General features: G+C 45.9%; 22 protein-coding genes and 1 pseudogene. 11 read left to right on the forward strand and 12 right to left on the reverse strand.

Annotation, left to right across the window (positions count from 1 at the left end):
- Nucleotides 1–3: 3 nt before the first annotated feature.
- The 11 genes from gspH to ACJHYW_RS18450 all read left to right on the forward strand — a co-directional run bounded on the left by gspH (nucleotide 4) and on the right by ACJHYW_RS18450 (nucleotide 10,768).
- A complete protein-coding gene (gspH, locus tag ACJHYW_RS18400; protein ID WP_032152729.1) occupies nucleotides 4–567 on the forward strand; it encodes a type II secretion system minor pseudopilin GspH in 564 nt (187 codons plus the stop codon).
- Nucleotides 564–935 (forward strand): type II secretion system minor pseudopilin GspI, encoded by a 372-nt coding sequence (gene gspI, locus ACJHYW_RS18405; protein WP_000820090.1) that lies wholly within the window; start codon nucleotides 564–566, stop codon nucleotides 933–935. The genes gspH and gspI overlap by 4 nt, the downstream gene beginning before the upstream one ends.
- A complete protein-coding gene (gene gspJ / locus ACJHYW_RS18410; RefSeq protein ID WP_032152728.1) occupies nucleotides 932–1,537 on the forward strand; it encodes a type II secretion system minor pseudopilin GspJ in 606 nt (201 codons plus the stop codon). The genes gspI and gspJ overlap by 4 nt, the downstream gene beginning before the upstream one ends.
- Nucleotides 1,534–2,511 (forward strand): type II secretion system minor pseudopilin GspK, encoded by a 978-nt coding sequence (gene gspK, locus ACJHYW_RS18415; protein ID WP_000633195.1) that lies wholly within the window; start codon nucleotides 1,534–1,536, stop codon nucleotides 2,509–2,511. Before gspJ ends, gspK begins: the two co-directional genes overlap by 4 nt.
- Nucleotides 2,508–3,686 carry a type II secretion system protein GspL gene (gene gspL / locus ACJHYW_RS18420; RefSeq protein ID WP_032152727.1) on the forward strand — a complete coding sequence of 393 codons (1,179 nt, stop codon included), beginning with the start codon at nucleotides 2,508–2,510 and terminating at the stop codon, nucleotides 3,684–3,686. Before gspK ends, gspL begins: the two co-directional genes overlap by 4 nt.
- A 1-nt stretch (nucleotide 3,687) precedes the next feature.
- Nucleotides 3,688–4,224 carry a GspM family type II secretion system protein YghD gene (gene yghD, locus ACJHYW_RS18425; RefSeq protein ID WP_032152726.1) on the forward strand — a complete coding sequence of 179 codons (537 nt, stop codon included), beginning with the start codon at nucleotides 3,688–3,690 and terminating at the stop codon, nucleotides 4,222–4,224.
- Nucleotides 4,225–5,285: 1,061 nt separating this feature from the next.
- Nucleotides 5,286–6,062: an ABC transporter permease gene (locus ACJHYW_RS18430; RefSeq protein ID WP_000124291.1), complete on the forward strand. Its 777-nt coding sequence runs from the start codon at nucleotides 5,286–5,288 to the stop codon at nucleotides 6,060–6,062.
- Entirely contained in the window at nucleotides 6,059–6,727 is a 669-nt protein-coding gene (locus ACJHYW_RS18435) for an ABC transporter ATP-binding protein (RefSeq protein WP_001604847.1), read from the forward strand. The genes ACJHYW_RS18430 and ACJHYW_RS18435 overlap by 4 nt, the downstream gene beginning before the upstream one ends.
- 21 nt (nucleotides 6,728–6,748) lie before the next feature.
- Complete coding sequence (galE, locus tag ACJHYW_RS18440) at nucleotides 6,749–7,768, forward strand: UDP-glucose 4-epimerase GalE (RefSeq protein ID WP_021521028.1); 1,020 nt, start codon at nucleotides 6,749–6,751, stop codon at nucleotides 7,766–7,768.
- 91 nt (nucleotides 7,769–7,859) lie between these two features.
- Nucleotides 7,860–10,142: a hypothetical protein gene (locus ACJHYW_RS18445; protein ID WP_021535434.1), complete on the forward strand. Its 2,283-nt coding sequence runs from the start codon at nucleotides 7,860–7,862 to the stop codon at nucleotides 10,140–10,142.
- Nucleotides 10,139–10,768, forward strand: a complete 630-nt coding sequence (locus ACJHYW_RS18450; RefSeq protein ID WP_021521026.1) for a CatB-related O-acetyltransferase — start codon at nucleotides 10,139–10,141, stop codon at nucleotides 10,766–10,768. Before ACJHYW_RS18445 ends, ACJHYW_RS18450 begins: the two co-directional genes overlap by 4 nt.
- 491 nt (nucleotides 10,769–11,259) lie before the next feature.
- On the opposite strand, the gene ACJHYW_RS18455 is transcribed toward ACJHYW_RS18450, so the two are convergent.
- The 12 genes and pseudogenes from ACJHYW_RS18455 to cbeA form a co-directional block, all read right to left on the reverse strand.
- On the reverse strand, nucleotides 11,260–12,507 hold the full coding sequence (locus ACJHYW_RS18455) for a capsule biosynthesis protein (protein ID WP_032152724.1): 1,248 nt from the start codon (nucleotides 12,505–12,507) through the stop codon (nucleotides 11,260–11,262).
- A gap of 34 nt (nucleotides 12,508–12,541) precedes the next feature.
- Complete coding sequence (locus ACJHYW_RS18460) at nucleotides 12,542–14,569, reverse strand: capsular polysaccharide biosynthesis protein (RefSeq protein WP_072649095.1); 2,028 nt, start codon at nucleotides 14,567–14,569, stop codon at nucleotides 12,542–12,544.
- Nucleotides 14,566–15,306 carry a 3-deoxy-manno-octulosonate cytidylyltransferase gene (gene kdsB, locus ACJHYW_RS18465; RefSeq protein ID WP_032152722.1) on the reverse strand — a complete coding sequence of 247 codons (741 nt, stop codon included), beginning with the start codon at nucleotides 15,304–15,306 and terminating at the stop codon, nucleotides 14,566–14,568. Before kdsB ends, ACJHYW_RS18460 begins: the two co-directional genes overlap by 4 nt.
- A 9-nt stretch (nucleotides 15,307–15,315) precedes the next feature.
- The gene (locus ACJHYW_RS18470; protein ID WP_001298258.1) at nucleotides 15,316–16,992 is read right to left on the reverse strand and encodes a polysaccharide biosynthesis/export family protein; all 1,677 of its coding nucleotides are present in this window, start codon (nucleotides 16,990–16,992) and stop codon (nucleotides 15,316–15,318) included.
- Between the two features lie 23 nt (nucleotides 16,993–17,015).
- The gene (locus ACJHYW_RS18475) at nucleotides 17,016–18,164 is read right to left on the reverse strand and encodes a capsule polysaccharide export inner-membrane protein KpsE (protein WP_000905920.1); all 1,149 of its coding nucleotides are present in this window, start codon (nucleotides 18,162–18,164) and stop codon (nucleotides 17,016–17,018) included.
- Nucleotides 18,165–18,235: 71 nt separating this feature from the next.
- Nucleotides 18,236–19,219, reverse strand: coding sequence for an SIS domain-containing protein (locus ACJHYW_RS18480; RefSeq protein ID WP_032152721.1), 984 nt, complete (start codon nucleotides 19,217–19,219; stop codon nucleotides 18,236–18,238).
- An 810-nt stretch (nucleotides 19,220–20,029) separates the two neighbouring features.
- Nucleotides 20,030–20,212: pseudogene (locus ACJHYW_RS18485) on the reverse strand (IS110 family transposase); the annotation flags it as partial.
- Nucleotides 20,213–20,541: 329 nt separating this feature from the next.
- Nucleotides 20,542–21,384, reverse strand: coding sequence for a DUF4942 domain-containing protein (locus ACJHYW_RS18490; RefSeq protein WP_032152755.1), 843 nt, complete (start codon nucleotides 21,382–21,384; stop codon nucleotides 20,542–20,544).
- Nucleotides 21,385–21,468: 84 nt separating this feature from the next.
- Entirely contained in the window at nucleotides 21,469–21,666 is a 198-nt protein-coding gene (locus ACJHYW_RS18495) for a DUF957 domain-containing protein (RefSeq protein WP_032152719.1), read from the reverse strand.
- An 11-nt stretch (nucleotides 21,667–21,677) separates the two neighbouring features.
- Nucleotides 21,678–22,166: a DUF5983 family protein gene (locus ACJHYW_RS18500; RefSeq protein WP_001774608.1), complete on the reverse strand. Its 489-nt coding sequence runs from the start codon at nucleotides 22,164–22,166 to the stop codon at nucleotides 21,678–21,680.
- Nucleotides 22,163–22,540, reverse strand: coding sequence for a TA system toxin CbtA family protein (locus ACJHYW_RS18505; RefSeq protein WP_001774607.1), 378 nt, complete (start codon nucleotides 22,538–22,540; stop codon nucleotides 22,163–22,165). Before ACJHYW_RS18505 ends, ACJHYW_RS18500 begins: the two co-directional genes overlap by 4 nt.
- A gap of 89 nt (nucleotides 22,541–22,629) precedes the next feature.
- Nucleotides 22,630–22,998 (reverse strand): type IV toxin-antitoxin system cytoskeleton bundling-enhancing antitoxin CbeA, encoded by a 369-nt coding sequence (gene cbeA / locus ACJHYW_RS18510; protein ID WP_001774606.1) that lies wholly within the window; start codon nucleotides 22,996–22,998, stop codon nucleotides 22,630–22,632.
- Nucleotides 22,999–23,025: the final 27 nt, after the last annotated feature.

Raw genomic sequence — 23,025 nt, forward strand, 5'->3', positions numbered from 1 at the left:
TCAGTGCCTGAACGCGGATTCACTCTTCTGGAAATCATGCTGGTGATTTTCCTTATCGGCCTTGCCAGTGCGGGCGTGGTACAGACTTTTGCGACCGATTCTGAATCGCCCGCGAAAAAAGCGGCGCAGGATTTTCTGACTCGCTTTGCGCAGTTTAAGGACAGGGCAGTGATTGAAGGGCAGACACTCGGTGTGTTAATCGACCCGCCTGGCTATAAGTTTATGCAGCGTCGTCACGGGCAGTGGTTGCCCGTTTCCTCGACCCGGTTATCGGCACAGGTTACGGTGCCGAAACAGGTGCAGATGCTGTTACAACCCGGAAGTGATATCTGGCAGAAGGAATATGCGCTGGAGCTGCAACGTCGTCGCCTGACGCTGCACGATATTGAACTGGAGCTGCAAAAAGAGGCGAAAAAGAAGACACCGCAGATCCGTTTTTCGCCTTTTGAACCCGCCACGCCGTTTACGCTGCGCTTCTACTCGGCGGCGCAAAACGCATGTTGGGCGGTAAAGCTGGCGCACAATGGCGTGTTATCCCTCAATCAATGTGATGAGAGGATGCCATGAAGCGCGGATTTACCTTGCTGGAAGTGATGCTCGCGCTGGCGATTTTTGCGTTGGCCGCCATGGCGGTGTTACAGATTGCCAGCGGTGCGCTGAGTAATCAGCAGATTCTTGAGGAGAAAACGGTAGCGGGCTGGGTAGCTGAAAACCAGACCGCGCTGCTTTACCTGATGACCCGCGAGCAGCGGGCGGTCAGGCACCAGGGCGAGAGTGATATGGCAGGAAGCCGCTGGTACTGGCGAACCACACCGCTGAATACAGGTAACGCGCTGCTCCAGGCGGTGGATATTGAAGTCAGCCGTCACGAAGATTTTTCGTCGGTGATTCAGTCACGACGCGCCTGGTTTAGCGCCGTGGGAGGCCAACAGTGAGAAGGACTTGCGCTGGTTTCACGTTACTGGAAATGCTGGTGGCAATTGCCATTTTTGCCTCGCTGGCACTGATGGCGCAGCAGGTGACTAACGGCGTCACACGCGTGAATAGCGCCGTCGCCGATCACGATCAAAAACTAAACCTCATGCAGCAAACGATGAGTTTTCTGACCCACGATCTGACACAAATGATGCCGCGTCCGGTAAGAGGCGATCAGGGCCAGCGTGAACCAGCGTTACTGGCTGGCGCTGGCGTGCTGGCGTCTGAGAGTGAAGGGATGCGCTTTGTGCGCGGCGGTGTGGTTAATCCGTTGATGCGTCTGCCGCGCAGTAATCTGCTCACCGTCGGTTACCGCATTCATGACGGTTATCTCGAACGGTTAGCCTGGCCGCTGACCGACGCAGCAGGCAGCGTGAAGCCGACAATGCAAAAGTTGATTCCGGCGGATTCGCTCCGTTTGCAGTTCTACGACGGCACGCGCTGGCAGGAGAGCTGGTCGTCAGTACAGGCGATCCCCGTGGCGGTACGCATAACCCTGCATTCGCCGCAATGGGGCGAAATTGAACGCATCTGGTTGTTACGCGGGCCGCAATTATCATGATCACCTCACCACCAAAACGCGGAATGGCACTGGTCGTGGTGCTGGTATTGCTGGCGGTTATGATGCTGGTAACCATCACGCTTTCCGGGCGGATGCAGCAACAACTTGGGCGAACGCGCAGCCAGCAGGAGTACCAGCAGGCGCTGTGGTACAGCGCCAGTGCAGAAAGCCTGGCGTTGAGCGCACTCAGTCTGAGCCTGAAAAATGAAAAGCGCGTGCATCTGGCGCAGCCGTGGGCTTCCGGCCCTCGTTTTTTCCCACTGCCGCAGGGGCAAATTGCCGTCACCCTGCGTGACGCCCAGGCCTGCTTTAACCTGAATGCCCTCGCTCAGCCGACAACGGCGTCGCGTCCTATCGCGGTACAACAACTGATTGCCCTGATCTCGCGCCTGGATGTGCCTGCTTATCGGGCCGAACTGATAGCCGAAAGCCTGTGGGAGTTTATTGACGAAGACCGCAGCGTGCAGACGCGTCTGGGGCGTGAAGACAGCGAGTATCTCGCCCGCTCGGTGCCGTTCTACGCCGCCAATCAACCGCTGGCCGATATCAGTGAGATGCGCGTGGTACAGGGAATGGACGCCGGGCTTTATCAAAAACTGAAACCGCTGGTCTGTGCGCTGCCGATGACCCGCCAGCAAATCAACATCAATACCCTGGACGTCGCGCAAAGTGTGATTCTTGAGGCGCTGTTTGACCCGTGGTTAAGCCCTGTTCAGGCGCGGGCGTTATTACAACAACGTCCGGCGAAGGGCTGGGAAGATGTCGATCAGTTTCTTGCACAGCCGCTACTTGCTGACGTCGATGAGCGTACTAAAAAACAGCTAAAAACCGTCCTGAGCGTGGACAGCAATTACTTCTGGCTGCGTTCAGATATCACCGTGAATGAGATTGAACTGACGATGAACTCGTTAATTGTCCGCATGGGCCCACAACACTTTTCGGTTCTCTGGCATCAGACAGGAGAAAGTGAGTGAGTTCCATCCTTGAGATTTTTATCCCGCTTTGCGCCTCCGATCCCATCCGTTGGCAGCACCGTACCACCGACGTGGAGCACGGCATCTGGTCTGACGTTGACAACGAACAGCTCCAGCAATGGCTGCAAACTGATGCGATTCGACTCTACATTCCCGGCGAATGGATCAGCGTCTGGCAGGTTGAACTGCCTGATATCCCCCGCAAGCAGATACCGACTATTCTGCCCGCCTTGCTGGAAGAAGAGCTGAACCAGGATATCGATGAACTGCATTTCGCCCCGTTGAAAATCGACCAGCAACTGGCAACCGTAGCAGTGATTCACCAACAGCATATGCGAAACATTGCGCAGTGGTTGCAGGCAAACGGCATCACCCGCGCTACCGTCGCGCCGGACTGGATGTCCATTCCTTGTGGGTTTATGGCTGGCGATGCGCAACGGGTTATCTGCCGCATCGATGAATGCCGGGGATGGAGCGCCGGGCGGGCGCTGGCTCCGGTCATGTTCCGCGCCCAGCTCAATGAGCAGAATTTACCGCTTTCACTAACCGTGGTCGGCATTGCACCGGAAGAACTGTCTGCATGGGCTGGTGCAGACGCCGAACGCCTGACCGTTACGGCTCTGCCCGCCATTACCACTTATGGCGAACCGGAAGGGAACCTGCTAACAGGGCCGTGGCAGCCTCGGGTCAGCTACCGAAAACAGTGGGCGCGCTGGCGGGTGATGATTCTGCCGGTATTGCTGATTCTGGTTGCGCTGGCAGTGGAACGGGGCGTGACGTTATGGAGCATCAGCGAACAGGTGGCGCAAAGCCGCACCCAGGCGGAAAAAAAGTTCTTAACACTGTTCCCGGAGCAGAAGCGGATTGTGAATTTGCGTTCCCAGGTGACGATAGCGCTGAAAAAATATCGCCCGCAGGCCGACGATACCCGGCTGCTCGCAGAATTGTCAGCGATCGCCAGTACCCTGAAAACGGCGTCACTTTCCGACATCGAAATGCGTGGTTTCACCTTTGATCAAAAACGCCAGACTCTTCACCTCCAGCTGCGGGCCGCGAACTTTGCCAGCTTCGACAAACTGCGTAGCGCACTGGCAACCGATTATGTTGTGCAACAGGACGCATTACAGAAAGAGGGTGATGCGGTTTCCGGCGGCGTAACGTTGCGGAGGAAATAACATGTTACGCGATAAATTTATTCACTATTTTCAGCAATGGCGTGAACGCCAGTTAAGCCGTGGCGAACACTGGCTGGCACAACACCTGGTGGGGCGTTCGCCGCGTGAAAAGGGCATGTTACTGGCAGCGGTGGTGTTCCTGTTTAGCGCCGGATATTACGTCCTCATCTGGCAGCCTTTGAGCGAACGGATTGAGCAACAGGAGACAATATTGCAGCAGCTCGTAGCGATGAACGCGCGATTGAAGAGCACTGCGCCGAATATTATTGCGGCGCGAAAATCCGCCACAACAACGCCCGTTCAGCTATCGCGGGTTATCAGTGACAGTGCGTCGGCGCACTCTGTGGTCATCAAACGGATTGCCGAGCGTGGGGAGAATATTCAAGTCTGGATAGAACCTGTGGTGTTTAATGACCTGCTGAACTGGTTAAAAGCACTGGATGAAAAATATGCGCTGCGGGTGACACAAATTGATGTCAGTGCGGGTGAGAAGCCTGGGATGGTGAATGTGCAGCGACTGGAGTTTGGACGGGGGTAGGTATTGCCATTTCCTTAACCCCACCTGATAACCCTTAGCCCAATGGTGAGTGCGGAACTGTCAAACCAACTCACCGGGCTGAGTTCCGATGTAGCAAGATTTATCTCTCTCCAGACCACCACGGAATGTTCGGTAACACTGAAGGAACCTGTTTTTCACCATGTAGCCTTCGTTAATCGACACCTTTCTAAGACTGTAAAGATGCTTAAGTGTTTTGACACATTATGATTATTAATAGTTGTAATAAATCATTGAGTAACAATTGATAGGTCAAAACATATAGGATAATTCTTGTGTGATCTGTATTTTGTGTAGCCTGGAAATTAGTAAAATTCCTGGAGATAATCAGAAAGGGAATTTCAAATAAGCATAATAATTTCCAGTGAAACTATTCGTCGATTTTAAGAAATGTCTGCTCAGGTATATCTACTGAGGGATGGTGTTGGTTGTAACACTGGTTAAAATAAATACACAAAATAATCAAGATGTATATTTTAATCGACGAAAATAATTACCTTCGGGATTATTGATGCGACTTAAATAACACCATTTAAATGTGATATAAATCACAAATATGGCTGTAAAGAGGGGGCTGTAGATATAAATAAGAAGTACACGAGTGAATTTTAAATAGGGAAATAGTTTCTCGGTGAACAATTTATTGGTAATCAATCGCGTGCGTTCTGGTTTGAAACAGATTGCAGGTATTGTTACGCATAAAATCCATAGGGGATATTATAATCAAGTAGTTAACAGTAATAACAAAAAATAATTTCCTGAGAAATTAACTCTGCATTCTAAAACGGCCAGTTTTCTGAAATTACCAGAAGACCGAATACATTCATGCCTGAAGAATGGATTAGAAGAAACGAGACGGAAATAGATCTATTTATCCCTGCGGAAATAATTTCTGCTGAAATTGTTTTTGGCTATTAAAAAGGTCAAACCGTCTGAATGAATTTTATCCAGTTACAAACAAGTCAAGTATTACCTCCAGTGTATTGGTAGCTGTTAAGCCAGGGGCGGTAGCGTACCTGAAGAGATTAGGATCACATCATCAAATGGCAAGAAGTGGATTTGAAGTCCAGAAAGTCACCGTAGAGGCATTATTTCTACGAGAAATACGAACACGCTTTGGTAAGTTCCGTCTGGGATATTTGTGGGCGATTCTCGAACCCTCTGCGCATTTGCTGATACTGTTGGGCATTTTTGGTTACATTATGCACCGCACGATGCCAGACATCTCATTCCCGGTGTTTTTACTTAATGGCCTGATTCCCTTTTTTATCTTTAGCAGCATCAGCAATCGTTCTGTAGGCGCTATTGAAGCGAACCAGGGGTTGTTTAATTATCGACCAGTAAAACCCATCGATACGATCATTGCACGCGCACTGCTTGAGACGCTGATTTACGTTGCTGTTTATATATTGCTCATGCTTATCGTCTGGATGGCAGGTGAATATTTCGAGATAACAAACTTTTTACAACTAGTGCTCACCTGGAGTTTGTTAATCATTCTTTCATGTGGCATCGGCTTAATATTCATGGTCGTTGGTAAAACCTTCCCTGAAATGCAAAAGGTCCTGCCGATACTGCTTAAGCCGCTGTATTTCATCTCCTGCATCATGTTCCCTCTACATTCGATTCCGAAGCAATACTGGTCATATCTACTCTGGAATCCATTAGTGCATGTCGTAGAGTTAAGCCGCGAGGCAGTTATGCCTGGCTATATCAGCGAAGGCGTGAGTCTGAACTACCTGGCAATGTTCACTCTGGTCACCCTGTTCATCGGTCTGGCGCTATACCGAACGCGTGAAGAGGCAATGCTGACGTCATGATTAAGATTGAGAATTTGACGAAGTCCTATCGCACGCCAACAGGTCGACACTATGTGTTTAAGGATTTAAACCTCGAAATCCCTTCAGGAAAAAGCGTTGCCTTTATTGGTCGTAATGGTGCAGGTAAATCAACGTTACTGAGAATGATTGGCGGCATTGACCGCCCCGACAGTGGAAAGATCATCACTAATAAAACAATATCATGGCCAGTCGGCCTCGCAGGTGGATTTCAGGGAAGTTTAACCGGACGCGAAAACGTAAAATTTGTTGCGCGGTTATACGCTAAGCAAGAAGAGCTGAAAGAGAAAATTGAGTTTGTTGAAGAATTTGCCGAACTCGGCAAGTACTTTGATATGCCGATCAAAACTTACTCATCTGGTATGCGTTCGCGTTTAGGCTTTGGTTTAAGCATGGCATTTAAGTTTGATTATTATATCGTCGATGAAGTAACCGCAGTCGGTGATGCCAGGTTTAAAGAAAAGTGCGCTCAATTGTTTAAAGAAAGGCATAAAGAATCTAGTTTTTTAATGGTTTCACATAGCTTGAATTCATTGAAAGAGTTTTGTGATGTGGCCATTGTGTTTAAGGATGATAATGCGGTTAGTTTTCATGAGGATGTTCAGGAGGGGGTCGCAGAGTATATAACGGAACAAAATAATTACTGATGTTGTTTTCAAGAGGGAAAAATGAATATATTAGTTACAGGTGGAGCAGGCTATATTGGCTCGCATACTAGTTTATGTCTTCTGAATAAAGGTTACAATGTTGTAATAATTGACAACTTGATTAATTCATCTTGCGAGAGCATTCGAAGAATTGAATTACTAGCTAAAAAAAAAGTTGTTTTCTATGAATTAAACATCAACAATGAAAAAAAAGTCAATCAAATTTTAAAAAAACACAAAGTTGATTGTGTAATGCATTTTGCCGGTGCAAAGTCTGTTGCTGAGTCTTTAATAAGACCCATTTTTTATTATGATAATAATGTTGCAGGGACATTGCAATTAATTAATTGCGCTATAAAAAACGATGTGGCTAATTTTATTTTTAGCTCTTCTGCAACGGTTTATGGTGAAAGCAAAATAATGCCTGTTACAGAAGATTGCCATATAGGAGGAACATTAAACCCATATGGCACATCGAAGTATATATCAGAATTGATGATTAGAGATATTGCAAAAAAATATAGCGATACTAATTTTTTGTGTCTGAGGTATTTTAACCCAACAGGTGCTCACGAGTCGGGAATGATCGGTGAAAGTCCCGCTGATATACCAAGCAATTTAGTTCCTTATATATTACAAGTTGCTATGGGTAAACTAGAAAAACTTATGGTATTTGGGGGGGATTACCCTACAAAGGATGGAACCGGTGTTCGTGATTATATACACGTAATGGATTTAGCGGAAGGGCATGTGGCTGCTTTATCTTACCTTTTTCGTGATAATAACACTAATTATCATGTTTTTAATTTAGGCACTGGTAAAGGATATTCTGTTTTAGAGCTGGTTTCTACCTTTGAAAAAATATCTGGGGTTAGAATTCCATATGAAATTGTTTCGAGAAGAGAGGGGGATATTGCTGAAAGTTGGTCATCACCCGAAAAAGCAAATAAGTATCTCAATTGGAAAGCTAAAAGGGAGTTGGAAACAATGCTTGAGGATGCCTGGCGCTGGCAGATGAAAAACCCAAATGGTTATAAATAATAACACTGTGAAAAAATAGCTAAAGCATATAATTATAATATGTAAGCTAACACATAATTTAAAAAACAAAAAAATGTAAAGAGCTAATATTATGTTGACAATAATTACACCGGTACATTGCACTTCACGAAATGATTATTTATATCAGAGAACGAAATATTTTATAGAAAATGCTTATATAGACTCAAAGATAGAAAGGATTATAGTTGATTTTGGAAGTTTAGATTCTATAAGGGAGGAGTTTAAGACTCTCTCAAAAAATAAAGGAATTGAGTTTTATAGTTTAGGATTAAAAGGGGAATCTTTTTCTATTGGTTTGTGCAGGAATTATGGTGTAACTAAAGCTAAAAAAGAATTTATTACCTTCCAGGATGTGGACCTTTATGCCCCACAATCAATATATAAATCAATTTTGCTGAGATTATCCAGTAGTAAAGAGTATAATTATATCGAATCTGTTCCATGCCTTTATTTAAGTGAGGATTATACAGAGGAATACAAAAAAAAAGAATCTTGGGATGACGCACATAATGATGCTTATCAAAATTATCAATTAAAAACACCAAGTATCCAGATGTATGCCCCTGTTACGTCAATGATCTTAACTAGGCGGCGATACTTTATGGAATGTGGAGGTAACAATAATGAATTTCATGGACATGGATATGAAGATTTTGAGGCATTGAACAGATTAGCCAATAGAGCTAATAAGTTTGCTCGTTCTCGAGATTATTATAATCATGATTATAAATATGATTCACCACATTTCTGTGGGTATAGAACATTTTTTAGTTTATTTGGTCGCCAATTAATGAATGAGAAAATATTTTTTGTCCATTTCTGGCATCCACATAATATATCACCATCTTATGCTAAACGAAACAAAGACAACAAAGTAATATTTGAGAGATTAATACGAAGGTTTGATAAAGAAAACTATATGCCGCCAGCTCTAAGCGGTAATTCACATTACTATGATGGTAAATCTTTAATACTATCACCATTTAATGGAAAAACGGCGAATTCATTAAGAGTTGCGATACCTTTTCTTGGTGAATGTGTATATGCTAAAGACACGGACTTCAAAGATGAAAATGTGTTTTTGGATTTTATTAAAAAAAATATGGTAAGAAGGGTGTTGTTTTTCAATTCATACGGCAATGATCACAGATTAAATCTTTACCACGCTTGTCAATTAAATAAAATAAAAACAATTAATTTTGATAGGGGGGGATTGCCTCATACATGGTTCTTTGATCCACATGGTTTCAATTACTCTAGTCATTCATATAACCCTAATAATTGGGATCTGCAAATTACAAAAGATGAAAGGGAAAGCGTTCAGGAATATATCATCAACGTTCTTTCATCAAACGATACGTTAGAGAAAAATGGTACTAGAATAGGTGCTCATAATTTCAAAACAAAATATAACATACTAAATAAAAAAATTCTTTTTGTTCCTTTGCAAAGACCAAATGATTCTGTCATACGTCATTTTTCGGATGAAATTAGGAGTGTGAAGAATTTTTTAAATAATGTAGTTACTCTTGCTAAGAGCATAAAGGATAAAGGTTGGGTTGTTATTGTAAAACAGCATCCTTTGGAAGAGTCTACCGAAATAGAAGAAAAAGAAAACCTAATTGTGCTGAAGCCAACCGATCATTTCTATGATGCAATTAATTCTTCAGATGCAGTAATGCTTATAAATTCTGGAGTTGGTCTTTATTCTCTGATGGCAGGAAAGCCTACTTATAATGTTGGTAATGCATACTATTGCCATGCAGGCTTATCAATAAAAATAAAAAATCCTGAAGACTTTAAAAAATGTATGAATGATTTATCTTATCCATCAAAAGATAAAGTTGAGAAATTTATACATTATCTAATTACTAGGTTTTATTCCTTTGGTAAGGCTAATTATATTGAGATCGTAGATCCGAAGACAAAATCAAAAACAACTAATGCGACATATGTTGATTTCGAGAATATTAAAATACCACTAGATAATGGTCTTATACATGAAATTAATATTTCTCGTAGAAAAGAACCATTTAAAATAAACTCAGTCTATTTTGATTATTATCGCTCTGGAATTAGTCTTAGGGATGAAATTGAGAAATATAAAAAGAATATCTCTGATTTAAATTCTTTAATTAATAAGCTAAAAACAAACAGGACAACCAAGATAATTGAAGAAGATACTTATTCCAATAAAGATACACACAATAACATAGTCAGAACAGGTGCGATGCAAGCAAAGTTAAAAAAACTAAATAAACATCCCTATCTCTTTTTTAAAGATGCAATCAAAAATATTGGGGTAAAAACAAAGAAGATAATAATTAATGCCAAAGGAAGCCAGATGCAATGAAAGAATTTTCAGAAATAGCAAAAAGTGCTCATATATCAAATGATGCCGTCGTTGAGTATCCAATACATTGTGGCCCAAATTCTCAAATACATGGAGGATGTAATGTCGGCCAATTCACATTTATAAATATATCAAGTGTCTTATATCCGAATGTTAAAATAGGTCGTTTCTGCTCTATTGCAAGAAACTGTGAAATTGGCGTTGCTCGTCATCCAGTCAATTTTTTGTCTACACACAGTTTCCAGTATCACTTTGCACAGTTTCCCAAACATCCTTTTTATAAAAATGGTATAAACAGGACATCCTGGAGAGCACATCCCGATACTATTATTGGTAGTGATGTTTGGATTGGTGCTCAATCGATTATTAAAGCCGGTGTTAATATCGGTCATGGTGCAATAATCGCAGCAAATTCGGTGGTTACTAAAAATATTGCACCGTATTCAATAGTCGGAGGTAGTCCTGCAAAGGTAATAAGGATGCGTTTTAATGCAGAGCAAATTTCTAAACTCTTAGAACTACGTTGGTGGGAGTTATCATTAGAAGAGATTTCGGATCTGGAGTTTGAAAATATTGATTCTTGTATTGAATCATTGTTAAAAATTAGGCGTGTTGAGCATTTGTAAAAACAAACTTCAATGTAACTCTATGTTTTGGATGTAAGTATAGAAACACCTCTTGTATTTCAACTTGGATGGTATGCATGGGGTGTATTTCAATAATACCCAGCAATATTTACATAACCTCATAATAATTTTACACATATATGTCTTTTGGAGTAATAAGAATATTAAAAAATCAACCATAATGGTTTGAATGTTACTTAATTAAAAGTAAATGCAAGAATGAAAACATCTAAAATAATGAAGATTTATTTTACTTGAGATAAGTTATTGCAAGTGAAAACAAAAAACATTTAATTAAGAAGGATTTGTTTTTATAAAAATTGTGAGTTGTAAGTATTCTTGTTATTAAACTTTAAGGTATTTGAAATGGTTAATGTAAAATGAAATATTGAATCATAAAATAACCCATGTCAAAATAATTTATTTTGATAACATGAAGGGTTTCTATGTGGTTATTTTTATTGTTATTGGTATTATGACTTTTGTTATAATCACGGTGATTGTATTGTATTATTTTTGATGTAAGAAAAATCTGTTCTTATAATCCACACTAACCCTTTCTTTACATCCCCATAATAAACCCCATTAACCTGTGTCTTAACCAATAAATACCCCCGAAACTTCTTAAACAGTTTCATATCTGGTTTAAAATCGGCCTGCCAGAACTGGTGCAAATGCCCTTGATACGTCAAGCCCTTGATGTCGTACAGGGCATTGCCCATCACTTTGAGTGGTTTGTTATGAATCAGTGCAGAGATCCCCGCCGTACTGTTAATCGTCACCACCGCTTTAGCATGGCGTAATAGTTCCGGCATCGGGAGATCGTGCACATAAATGACGCGCTCACCTAAGCCATATTCCTTACTCAACCGCTTAATTAATGGTCGATAGAGTCTGTGACCACGATCCATTGGATGGTGCTTGATCACCAAATAACTTTCTTTCGGTGCTTTACGTGAAAATGAGTACATGACTTCATTAATATAGTCACGAACATCGTTATAATTGCTGTGGTTACGAATCTGGCTATCGTTATATACCTGCAAAACGGCAAGATAATAACGCTGGTCCAGCTCGTTCATTAACCTCGGTAATACCTTACGCTGTGTTACCTTGTAAAGTTGCTTGCGCCAGTATGCACGAACCCAGCAACGAGCCTCATACCAGGGGGAAAACGATTTATGGTGGCGGTAGCGAGGGAACTCATGGCGGTAATGCCAGCCCATCAGGTAATACCACATCGCATGACCTATACGTTTCATCGTTGAAGGTTTTAAGTTCTCAACGTGCGGCGTAGGCATATCTGGTAACTTACGATAAAAATCCGGATCGCGCGGTAGCGATGAATATGCGTTTACTCCGCCTTCTTCAACGGTAATAAATTGCGGGCGTAAATATCCTTCCTCAAATGCCAGAAAGCGGATCCCTTTCGACTTTGCCCAACGTTTTGCTTCTTTGTGCAATGGGCGGCAGTCACCAAAGCAGAGGATGGTATCAAAGTCATATTGCCGGTGGAGATCCCGTAACCATCCGGGGAACTCTTTCGGCGTTTGGTAGTAAGCCAGGTATTGTCGATGGCGGCAGTAAAAACGATCCCCACCGTTGAATACAACATTCACAGCGTTACGTCCTAATGACTCTAACCATTCGGCGACGTCATTGAAAAAAGGTCCCATCGGCCCCTGCAATAGCAGATATTTTTTACCGGATAATAAAACGGTTAGTGCATTACCTTGCATAAATAATTTGCGTAATAGTCAACTATGAAATTGTTTAGCCAAATCTGACCTTGCAGAACATAATTAATTTGCGGTAATAACGTATTACTCGCCCCGCTTTTTTTCTGATAATAAACATCGGCTTGCGCGGCGTCTGGATCAAATATTCCGCCGCCTCTTCAACCGTAATAGGTTGTAGCCGTGTTGGGTGGATATAGGTTGGATAAACAATCAGCGCCTGATAGATCAAATCCGCTAACGTTAATTTTCGCTCGCGACGCGGGCAGCGATGTTCATCGACGGTTAAACCCCAACCAGCATAGAAGGGCAGGCCGTAACAATGTACGTGCTTGCCATGTAATAACGCTTCAAACCCGGACAATGATGTCATGGTGTGCACTTCATCTGCGCGCTGAATGCATTGAATAATATCGGCGTCCAGTGCCTGATAATCAGCGAGTTCAGCAGTCAGTTCTGCCGGAATATCGCCCTTGCGATTCCCCACCAGTACATCCGGGTGCGGTTTATAAACAATGTAGGCGTGCGGATTGCGCTCGCGTACTGTGCGTAATAACTCAAGGTTGCTCTTAATCGAGACAGTGCCTGTTTTAATAGAGGCATCGTCCTCTACCTGACCAGGCACCAGGATAACTTTTTTATCTTTGGCTTCGGCTGGTAGAGAGAAATCGGCTCCCAGGTTGTACTTACTCAGTTTGCTTTCAACCAGTCGCTGGCGTAATTTTTCAGCTCGCATCTTCTGCGTCAGCGTTAGCTGGCTATGATTCAGCAGCACTTCCAGATCGCTGGGGCGTGTGGCGTCATAGTAAATACCGCGTTTATCCAGCACCAGCGATAGCGGCGGCAGCAGGTCAGAGCCAAGTCCGGATGAACGCAGAAAACCATCTTCCATTCGCCATAACGGCAGTGATTTTCGCTGCGCTTCGGCTCGCCATTGCTGTTCTCCCTTTACACCCCATACCACGCAGGCGCTCGCCGCAGTACAGCGACGTGAAAAACTCAGCCGGTTTGTTGCCGTTTGCAAGAAAGGTTTCAGGATCGCTGACTTCCACAGCGTTAAGCCTGGCGCCCATAAATAACCATCACGCTGTTGCAGATGTCGACGTTGTAATTGCAGCCATTGCAGCACGGTAAATAGATCGCTTACTTCTCCCGTTTGCGGATCGATATAGCGACAGTAACGCAGGTATGCAGCGGCAAAAAGTTCCTCCAGCGTGGCAGAACCGCGTCGGGCAGATAACAAAGCGGACTGTGGATGACGATCGTCGGTTAAACCCCAACCTGCATACCAGGGCTGGCCGAAACATGTTACTGGTTTTCCTGCCAGCAAGGCTTCAAAGCCGTACTGGGAGGTCACGACGTAAACCTGGGAAACGTGTCGCAATAGCGACTGCGGGCTGACATTCTCGGCAATCAAACGTACTCGTTGCGTGGCACGCAGATCAGCGAAATAACCTGTTTTCTTTCCTTCCAGGACATCCGGATGCACCTTCACCCAAATTTCGGCTTGAGGATTTTCCGCCATCGCGGCTTCCAGCATGGCAGCAAACTCATGCGGGCCAGCATTGCCATACGTCACTGACATATCATTAAATGTCTGATCGACAACCAGAACGATGTCTGAACGTTCTGACTCATCAGCCACAAACGCAGGTGCCAGGTTATATTTCGACAAATCCCCGGTCACGATGGCGTGCATCGCTTCTCTGGCCTGGCTTATCAGAGCTGTATTTCCGGCTTTATCCTGTACCATTTTCTCCAGTGCTGAAGGCTTGCTGGCATCGTAGTAAATGCCACAATCATCCACCACCAGAGAAAGCGGCGGCTCGCCATTGACGCCAAGATCCAGCGAACGCACAAATCCATCTTCCAGACGAATGACGGGTTTTCCCGCTGCTTTGGCGATGGCGACTGGTTTCGCCGCGCTGGGACGATGTCCCCACACGGCGATAGCATCAACTTCTTGCGGAACAGGGCGCAGCAGAGAAAGTTTCTGGCACGGTTGCGCCAGAAATTTCTCCAGATGCGGAATACGCCAGATACCGGACGAGTAAATGCCAATCATGCGTTTTCAGCCAGTTCCTGTGCTATCAGGGCGCGCACTTTTTCCAGGCATGCTGGGGTGTCGACGCCCGGACCGGTTGCGGCAACCTCAAATGTGCGGATGTTGATCCCCGCGCTCATCAACCGCAGCTGCTCCAGTGATTCTGCCTGCTCTGGCATGGACTCCGGTAACTGGCTGTAGTTTTGCAGCACATCGCGACGATAAGCGTAAATACCAACGTGTTTCAGGTAGCGCGCTTTTTCAGCATTACGCGGATAGGGAATCGGCGAACGGCTGAAATAAAGCGCATCCTGGCGGGTATTTACCACCACTTTTACCGTGCTTGGCTCGGTCGCTTCTTCGGCAGAAATCGCGTGGCATAGCGTTGCCACTGGCAACGCGGGATCATCACGCATTCCTTGTAGCAGCGTTTCTACATCCCGCGGGCGAATCATTGGTTCGTCGCCCTGCAGGTTAATGTAGATATCTGCCTCGACTTTATGCATCACCTCGACCAGCCGATCGGTGCCGGATTCATGATCGTTGCGCGTCATGATGGCTTTCCCGCCAAATGCCTGCACGGCCTTTTCAACACGCTGATCGTCTGTTGCCACCCAAACTTCTGCGACGCCCGCCACCTGTAACGCACGCTCGTAAACATGCTGGATCATCGGTTTGCCGACAATATCGAGTAGCGGCTTACCCGGCAGACGCGATGAGCCATAACGAGCCGGGATGACAATAACAGCTTTGCTCATTTCAACTCCTTACAAAGACAGAATCACTTTTGCACCCACCGCCAGCTGATAGAGGATGGTGGAAATACCACGGGTAACTTCAATGTTTTTCGATTCATATTTCGGCAGAACCATAATCTCATCGCCTGGTTTGAGTGAATCCACATCTTCTGCGTTGACGGCTGCACCGTTCTGACGAATGACGATAATTCTGGCGTTACCCGATTTCTGCGTCAGGCCACCACATTTCTCGATGTAATCCTCGGTGGTCATACCCTTCTGCCAGCTCACCGCGTTCGGGAACAGCACTTCGCCATGAACCATAACCAGCGATGTTTTCTCCGGAATATTGATGACGTCGCCATCTTCAAGCAGAACAGAATCAATATTGGATTCGTTGAGGATCACTTCACCTTTCGGAACCACGGTGCGTGCTTTCGCCACAAAGCGGCTGATCAGTTGTGCTTCCTGCATTCGCAGGCTGGCTTCTTCTTTGGTGGATGACTGGGCAGAAAGTGAGGCTTCCTCCAGTTTTTGCAGCGAGAGATTCAGCATCTCTTTCTGACGCTGAGCTACTGATGGGCGATAAAGCTGAACCGCGTTCATCTGCGACATGCTGTTCGGGCGGACTTTTTCCAGAACCGCACGCATAGTGGAACCATAAGGCAGTACCATGGCATGTTCACCGGAGTGCGCGCCTTCAACCCGCACCTGAATGGTGCCGGCATAGCGGTCAGTGCTCACGATTAAGGTATCGCCATTTTGCAACATACGGCCTGGTGCAGAACTGATCGGATAGTATTCGCTGCGTTTTTGCAGCCCCTGTTTACGCATAATCGTAATGTGAGTCGCGCCAGGCTTAGGGCGCGCCCAGCTCAACGCTTCCGTTACGGGAATGCTGCTTTCGCGGAACTCAAAGTCGTAGCTGTTAAAGACATCGCCCTGAACGCTGAAAGTATGCTGACGCGGCCCGACGATGATGGTGTCACCATCGGCGAACTGCGAAAGCCCCAGTTTGCCGTTCAGCAGGAAGTCGTACAGGTTGACGTTGGAGCGCACGCGGTTACCGCGCTTGACCACAATATCAACGTAACTTCCGCGCTCTGGATCAACGCCGCCAGCCTTGATCAGATAATTGAGTAACGAATCAGACGTCACACCGCCATACAGACCAGGATTACGCACAAATCCGGTCACGTACACTTTTACTGGCTGCGCCTGTAATAAGGAGGCGTAGACGTTGACGTTGGACTGGTATACTTCCTTCACTTTGGATGTGACCAGGGCATTTAGCTGACTATTACTGACGCCAGCAACTTTCACCGGACCAACGTTCGGCAGGAAAATATTACCTTTGGGATCAACCTGTAACGCACCATCAAAGGTGAACGCACCCCACAAGCGAACCTGAATGCTATCACCCGGATTCAGAATATAGTCAGGGTTGAATCCTACCGTCGCACCGCTATCTGCGCTGGTGCCGTTGAAAAGTTGAGCACCAAACATACGGCTCATGACCACCGGCGGTGCGGGCGGCGGGGTATTGTCGAAGCCGCTCATGTTTTGCGTATCCGACTGTTGCCCGTTCAGAATACCGGTAAGCGGCGCGGCTCCTGTAAGGTTTGGGTCAGCGTTAATATCAATGGCCGCGCTGGCCTGCGCCGCGTGACAGGCGGCAATCAGTAAAATTGATTTAAATAATTTCATCACAAACTCATTCAGCGACAGCGTTAGTCTCGGTGATCTTCAATAACAGCCAGCAACAGTTTCAGGGTGCCGAACAGCAGGCAGCACACCAGTAACCAGCAGGCGATCAAATAAGGGATATTTGGAAAAGACGATTCCTGCGGCAACTGTGGCGAACTGATCACTGACAGCACCTTGAGCTTACGAGCCGCTTCTACACGGGTCTTTTCAATGGAGGTCAGGGTCAGTTTGTACAGCTCGGTGTTGAACTCTACTTTTGATTTGATTTCTTCAAAATCCACCGCCATACGGTTTAGCTTGTCACCCTGCGGCGCTGTGATTTTGCTTTTTTCTTCGTCAATTTGTGCCTGCAATGACTGAATCGCATTACGCGCACTCACAACTTGCGGGGCGTCTTCACGCAGATACGTCAGCAAGTTCCGCAGGTCCGCTTCCATCTGGATCTTCTGGCCCATCAGCGTATTGACTAACGTGCTCGCCGCCTGTGCCTGTGCCTGTGGATCCAGAACGTTGTTGTTGTCCTGATAAGAGAGCAATTCCGCTTTGCTGGCGTCCAGACGCTGGCGTGCCTTTTCCATCTCCGTTTCTGCAAAGGCAAGCTGGTCACGCGCGATGCGATGTGACATCTCATTGATAAAGCGCTCTGACTCTTTCAGCACGGTCTGGTTAAACTTAAGCGCAAACTCCGGGCTAAAGCCCTGCGTCTGAATATTCAGTAATCCGGTTTTATCGTCATACGAGACGTTGATACGGTCCTTGTAGTACTTCAGGAAGCCTTCTGCAGTTTCATCCTTGCTAAGATGATTAAGAAAATCGAGCCCGCTGTGGCTAAACGCTTCACGAAAATTTAGTTGCTTATCCAGCGCCGCCAGCATATCCGGCGAGTTGATGTACTCTTTCAGATACAACGCATCTTCTGCGGAACTGGGGTTAGAGGCACCCAGAAGCAGACCAAAATTCAGGCTGCCGCTGTTTAAATCATCCGAGCGTTTAATGGCGACTTTCGACTCGCTCATATAGCGAGGCTGGCTGAAGATAGCCAGATAGATCAGCAGCACCGCCATCGGTGCCAGAATGATGATTTTCGCCAGGTGTTTTTGGATATCTGCCAGTGAGATGGCAGACAGACGAGCACGCATCCAGGATACGGCAGACTTCACTTTTATCAACATGTAACGATTATCAAAGTTTCAGTGGGGCGCAAACTCAATGAGAGACTAACCTCTCGCACCCCGTTGCTTAATTAGTCGAAAATGCGCACAAGGCCAGTGACTTTATTTGCATTGTTGGTCACCAATAACGTTGAGACGCGGTGCTTTTGCATTTTTTCTTCCGCTTCAATGATCATGGTGTCTTCCGGTAGCGTCAGCGGTTCACGTGTCATCATCTGCGCAGCCGTGGCGGATGTCAGAGAATCCTCTTTTTCCATAAAGCGACGCAGGTCACCGTCGGTGATAATGCCCGCTAGCCCACCTTCTGCGTCTTCTACCATCACCATTCCCTGGCATCCGCTGGTGATACGTTGAATCACGGTTTTAAATGACGCATCCAGCTGTACCGCAGGAACATCATGCTGCATGACATCAGCAACGCGGGTCAGCAGGCGACGACCTAATGAACCGCCTGGGTGATAGCGCGCAAAATCATTCGGCATAAATTTGCGTTGGTGGATCATGGCAATCGCCAGCGCATCGCCGATCGCCATCGTCAGCGTGGTAGACGTTGTTGGTGCAAGATTATTCGGGCAGGTTTCATTCGCCATGTGGAGTTCCAGCACGGCATCAGCATTTTTCGCCAGCGTGGAATTTCCATTATTGGTAATGGCGATAATTCGGTTGCCGAAATTTTTCAGTGAAGGAACTAGCTTGAGGATTTCATCCGTTTCACCGCTGGCAGAAATAAGGATCAGAAGATCGTAAGGCGTAATCATGCCCAGATCGCCATGGAAAGCTTCTGCAGGATGAATAAAGAAACTAGGCGTACCCGTAGAGGCCAGCGTCGCTGACATTTTACGACCGACATGCCCTGATTTACCCATTCCTGAAAGAATAACGTGACCTTTACAGTTCATTATCAAATTAAGGACACGCTGGTACTGCCCGGAATCCAGTTGTTTAGACAAGTTTTGTAATGCTGCGCCTTGTTCTGCCAGAGTCTGGCGAACAGAGGTAATTAGATATGGATCGATAGTACTGCTCTGGTCATCAGGTAAATGTCTTTCAGACATATCAGCTCCTTTGCACGGAAATAATGCCACAGTCACAACAAACCCGAACCCACTATAATTTATTTATGTTAAATCAATGGGTTGTAACAAAATTTTTAATGAATATAAAACCATGGTCAGTCCATGCTTATATGCAGGACTTATCACCTTCTTATTAAGTCGCAATGTCTCATGGAGGTGCGAAGATGCTGCAATATTACAGGCGAGAAGGGGAACCAAATTTTGCCCACCTATTTAACACACCCCTACATTATGAACAAGGAATTTAGGATTTTTATCATTTATTAAAATGTTTCCTACTTGACTATTAAGACCAAAAACAATTTATCAATTGATTATTTCCTTGTAAAAAAAGAACGTATGACTATGTTATTAATAAATAAAACACGCAAATAATGGTGATGTTGTTTTGTGATTAACTATTTAAGTGCGGCATAATAAACAGGTTGACAATTTCTATGTAAAGAAGAGGAAAATAATAAAATTTTAGCGGTGACTATTGAATGATATGATAGTTGTGGTGTTGATTATTTCTGGTAATGAATGCGGAATTAAATCTGGCCGGATTGTATTTTTGCTATATCTATTTTTCAGGAGATTATTATTAAATAGAAAAATAACAATGGTGATTATCTCCGGTTGAGCTGGAGTCACGTATGCCAGCGAGTGCTTTCTTCCGGGCCTTCCTTCACTTCAGAGAAAGAGCCTATGGAAAAGAGGCAATCATCAGGCTCTTTTTGAGTCATATGCGCCGATAATCAACTGTCTTGAACGTAAAAATTATGGAGCAACATGATGCTACGATTCATTTCACTCTTCGTTCTTTCTGAGCATTGCGTTCAGGATGGTCAGCAATTTACGCATATAGTCAACCAGCGCCACTTTTTTGGTTTTTCCGGCTGCTGGCAGATGCATGTAAAACGCCTTTATCACCGGATTAAACTAGGTTACCACAAGCGCTGCCATGTGCAGGGCTGCTCTTGCCTCCGTACGCGCACTGGCGTCGTTCGGCCAGCAGATATGTGTGGGGTAACAGGGATGTTATGTGAACTGAACTGTGTTTTGTTAGCGGGGGATGTTTATTGATGATTCGGGAGTGTTTAAGACCTGATGGCGTTATGCTCCCAAGTTTATTTTATATAAAGATCCAAAAGCAAAAACCCGCCTTGTGGGCGGGTTCTTTAGAATAGTGGTGCCGGACTCGGAATCGAAGATTTCTTTTATCATATTGATATTAATATAATTTGTTTGGTTTGATTAAAAATGTACCCTCAATTATACCCGCAGTCCCTTTTGATATCGAAAGGGAATCACACTCGGGATCAGGCTGAGAGCACAGAAGGAAAGTGCCTGGCTATTATATCGTTAATTCTGTCAATCAGCTCCAGCCTTTTGAAAGTGATGTGTGCAGATCCCTTCTTAAAGTATTTAATGATGAACATCTCATCTTCATAGCGTCCTTTACCCTGAACGGATTGTATGTGGTCATCCAGATTAATGGTGATATTCCCCCGGTTGTCGGGGATCGGTTTACCGCTGAGCAGATGCAACATTCTTTCCAGGTCAGCCAGGCGATCTGCCTGCATTCCACTGATAAGATGAAATCCCCACTGGTCCCACCTCACCAGATTGTTGACGATAATTTTACTGCCAAATTTACAGGGTGAGTTGGTTTTGTAATCCCAGCTCAGCCCTTTGAAGACGTTGATCACTCCCCGCTCAAACACTTCATCCTTATTCTGGTGCAGTTGTTCAAATGTGCTCAGAATGTTCGCTTCACTGATTTCCGGAAAATTATCATATTCCAGTGACCTGTACCATGTGTCCCGGGTCTGCGCATCCATCAGACTCTGCATCCCGGAACGTTGCATCAGGTCACGCCAGATTTCGCGATCGAGATTGCGTGTGATGGCTTTCATTGCGGTTTCCGGTTTCTCCATCAGCCAGCAGCCGCAGCGAAAATCCTGTTTCATCGCCCAGTCCAGGGCGGTTTTACCTCCAATACTTTCTGTCAGTACTGAGATTTCTGCCAGTTGCCGGATAAGTGTGTCGATTTGCAGCAGCGCACTCTTTCGTACAGCCAGAATGTGGCGGATACTGGTTGAGCAGATAACGTCCGTATGCCCGTTGACCAGTTCCGGGCGGGAGATTGTGATATCTGACATCATCGTTTTTCCTTTTGGTTTATAAACGAAAACGCCAGCCGTATTCAGGCTGGCGTCAGTGGAATGAAGTCTGGTGAGTGAGATTCACCGGTTCTGGTGCAGAAGCGGCAGTTGGCGCAGGGTATGGATATCCTCCCTCGCCTGTTCAATACAGGACAACAGTGCTGCCGAATCCGTTTTATCCTCATTGTTGTCAAAGATAATTCCGGATTCGCAGTCGATATTGTCCTGCAGCCACGCAATCAGAATATCCAGTGCGGTTTCCGTGGTTAATGATTTCATGTTGCTCCTGGTTACCAGTTGAAAGTGGGTAAACCCGGCAGGCATTCAGCGCTGGCATCCAGATGAATGAGACTGACACCATAACGTCGGGTAAGTGTGACAACCAGACGGCGGAACGTTTTTGACAGCCCCAGGCGCTTAAGCCGCAGAACCGGATACGGCCACGCATCAGTACGTAACAGATAGCCGCTGCCGGTAAAATGAATCCATTCTGATTCACCGAAGTCACTGGTCTGGTGTGACAGCGAGTACAGCCAGGCGTTGTCCGTTTCCGTGATATGTGCGGTACTGCAGTGTATACCGGTCAGGACAGCAAATGGTGGCATGCAGTCTGTTGAGGCCCGGTCAGATGCATCAACAACACGAAGGGAGTGGCCATTATCACAGACCACGTTAATCAGTTCAGCGAGATTAACACCATCGACGTCAACGACAATGCGTCCCATGTTCAGTGCCTGCACGTTAATGCTGTCGGCTTCCAGCGTCAGGGCCAGTTTCATTGTTTCGCCTCCGGATGTTTCCCCTGGGTAATGTTATTTACCGTTCTGTAGTTATCGCGGGTCATCAGGCCGGTTGCCCTGCGAGCCCGGAGAATATCAATACTGTTTATTAACTGAGAGCGGGTACAGGCGCTGAATCCCGGCTGGTCGGTACGTATCAGTGCGTATTTTTCAACGAGAAAGTTCACCGTATCACACAGTGAAATGCCAGCTTCAATATGCTGCTCAATCACACGTTCATCGGCGAACGGTGTGTCATTCAGTGTGAGGCCATAGTGCTGGTCCAGCAACCGGGACAGCAGTGTCTGCCAGATGGTGACGGGAGGCGGGCAGCGCGATGCCTCCCGTACATGCGTGTCGGGTAATGTTTTCATACTGAAGATTTTCCTGATATGCAGAGATGAAAAATGGAAAAGTGGCGTGGTGAAAACACCAGGCCGGAGCAGAAGGTTATTCCGGAGAGTTAATTTTTCATTTCGGGTGTCGGATAAACAGCCAGATAAACGTAACCACAGGAGCCGAGGGTGTCGGCTTCACAGGTCAGCCCCTTCGCATACAGTGTCACGGTATGCTGATGGCGGGGATTCAGTTCACCGCTGGTGAGCATGAGCTCCAGTTGTTTCATCAGCAGCGGAAAGGCCTGGTCCAGATGGTACGCATCCGCGTCGCTGAACCGGCCTCTGATACCGGCGCGGTCGGCAAGGTAATGCAACTGATTGCCCTCCTGCACCAGACGGGCGCCGAAACAGGGCGTCACGGTGCAGGGTAGTCCCCACCAGGGACGGTCATGATTGTCATCGGGATGCGTTGTCCCGGAGAGTGTGTCTGACACGATAAAATCCTCACAGAAAATCGGTGA

Source organism: Escherichia sp. WS3063 (assembly GCF_046486595.1).
Classification (GTDB): Bacteria; Pseudomonadota; Gammaproteobacteria; order Enterobacterales; family Enterobacteriaceae; genus Escherichia; species Escherichia coli.

Excerpts from the sequence above, each read along its gene's own strand:
- ACJHYW_RS18475 (WP_000905920.1), bottom strand. The coding sequence starts at position 18,164 with ATGTTGATAAAAGTGAAGTCTGCCGTATCCTGGATGCGTGCTCGTCTG.
- yghD (WP_032152726.1), top strand. The coding sequence starts at position 3,688 with ATGTTACGCGATAAATTTATTCACTATTTTCAGCAATGGCGTGAACGC.
- ACJHYW_RS18500 (WP_001774608.1), bottom strand. The coding sequence starts at position 22,166 with ATGAAACTGGCCCTGACGCTGGAAGCCGACAGCATTAACGTGCAGGCA.
- ACJHYW_RS18430 (WP_000124291.1), top strand. The coding sequence starts at position 5,286 with ATGGCAAGAAGTGGATTTGAAGTCCAGAAAGTCACCGTAGAGGCATTA.
- gspI (WP_000820090.1), top strand. The coding sequence starts at position 564 with ATGAAGCGCGGATTTACCTTGCTGGAAGTGATGCTCGCGCTGGCGATT.
- ACJHYW_RS18445 (WP_021535434.1), top strand. The coding sequence starts at position 7,860 with ATGTTGACAATAATTACACCGGTACATTGCACTTCACGAAATGATTAT.
- ACJHYW_RS18490 (WP_032152755.1), bottom strand. The coding sequence starts at position 21,384 with ATGTCAGATATCACAATCTCCCGCCCGGAACTGGTCAACGGGCATACG.
- ACJHYW_RS18455 (WP_032152724.1), bottom strand. The coding sequence starts at position 12,507 with ATGCAAGGTAATGCACTAACCGTTTTATTATCCGGTAAAAAATATCTG.
- ACJHYW_RS18470 (WP_001298258.1), bottom strand. The coding sequence starts at position 16,992 with ATGAAATTATTTAAATCAATTTTACTGATTGCCGCCTGTCACGCGGCG.
- gspK (WP_000633195.1), top strand. The coding sequence starts at position 1,534 with ATGATCACCTCACCACCAAAACGCGGAATGGCACTGGTCGTGGTGCTG.
- kdsB (WP_032152722.1), bottom strand. The coding sequence starts at position 15,306 with ATGAGCAAAGCTGTTATTGTCATCCCGGCTCGTTATGGCTCATCGCGT.
- ACJHYW_RS18505 (WP_001774607.1), bottom strand. The coding sequence starts at position 22,540 with ATGAAAACATTACCCGACACGCATGTACGGGAGGCATCGCGCTGCCCG.
- ACJHYW_RS18495 (WP_032152719.1), bottom strand. The coding sequence starts at position 21,666 with ATGAAATCATTAACCACGGAAACCGCACTGGATATTCTGATTGCGTGG.
- ACJHYW_RS18435 (WP_001604847.1), top strand. The coding sequence starts at position 6,059 with ATGATTAAGATTGAGAATTTGACGAAGTCCTATCGCACGCCAACAGGT.
- ACJHYW_RS18450 (WP_021521026.1), top strand. The coding sequence starts at position 10,139 with ATGAAAGAATTTTCAGAAATAGCAAAAAGTGCTCATATATCAAATGAT.
- galE (WP_021521028.1), top strand. The coding sequence starts at position 6,749 with ATGAATATATTAGTTACAGGTGGAGCAGGCTATATTGGCTCGCATACT.
- ACJHYW_RS18460 (WP_072649095.1), bottom strand. The coding sequence starts at position 14,569 with ATGATTGGCATTTACTCGTCCGGTATCTGGCGTATTCCGCATCTGGAG.
- ACJHYW_RS18480 (WP_032152721.1), bottom strand. The coding sequence starts at position 19,219 with ATGTCTGAAAGACATTTACCTGATGACCAGAGCAGTACTATCGATCCA.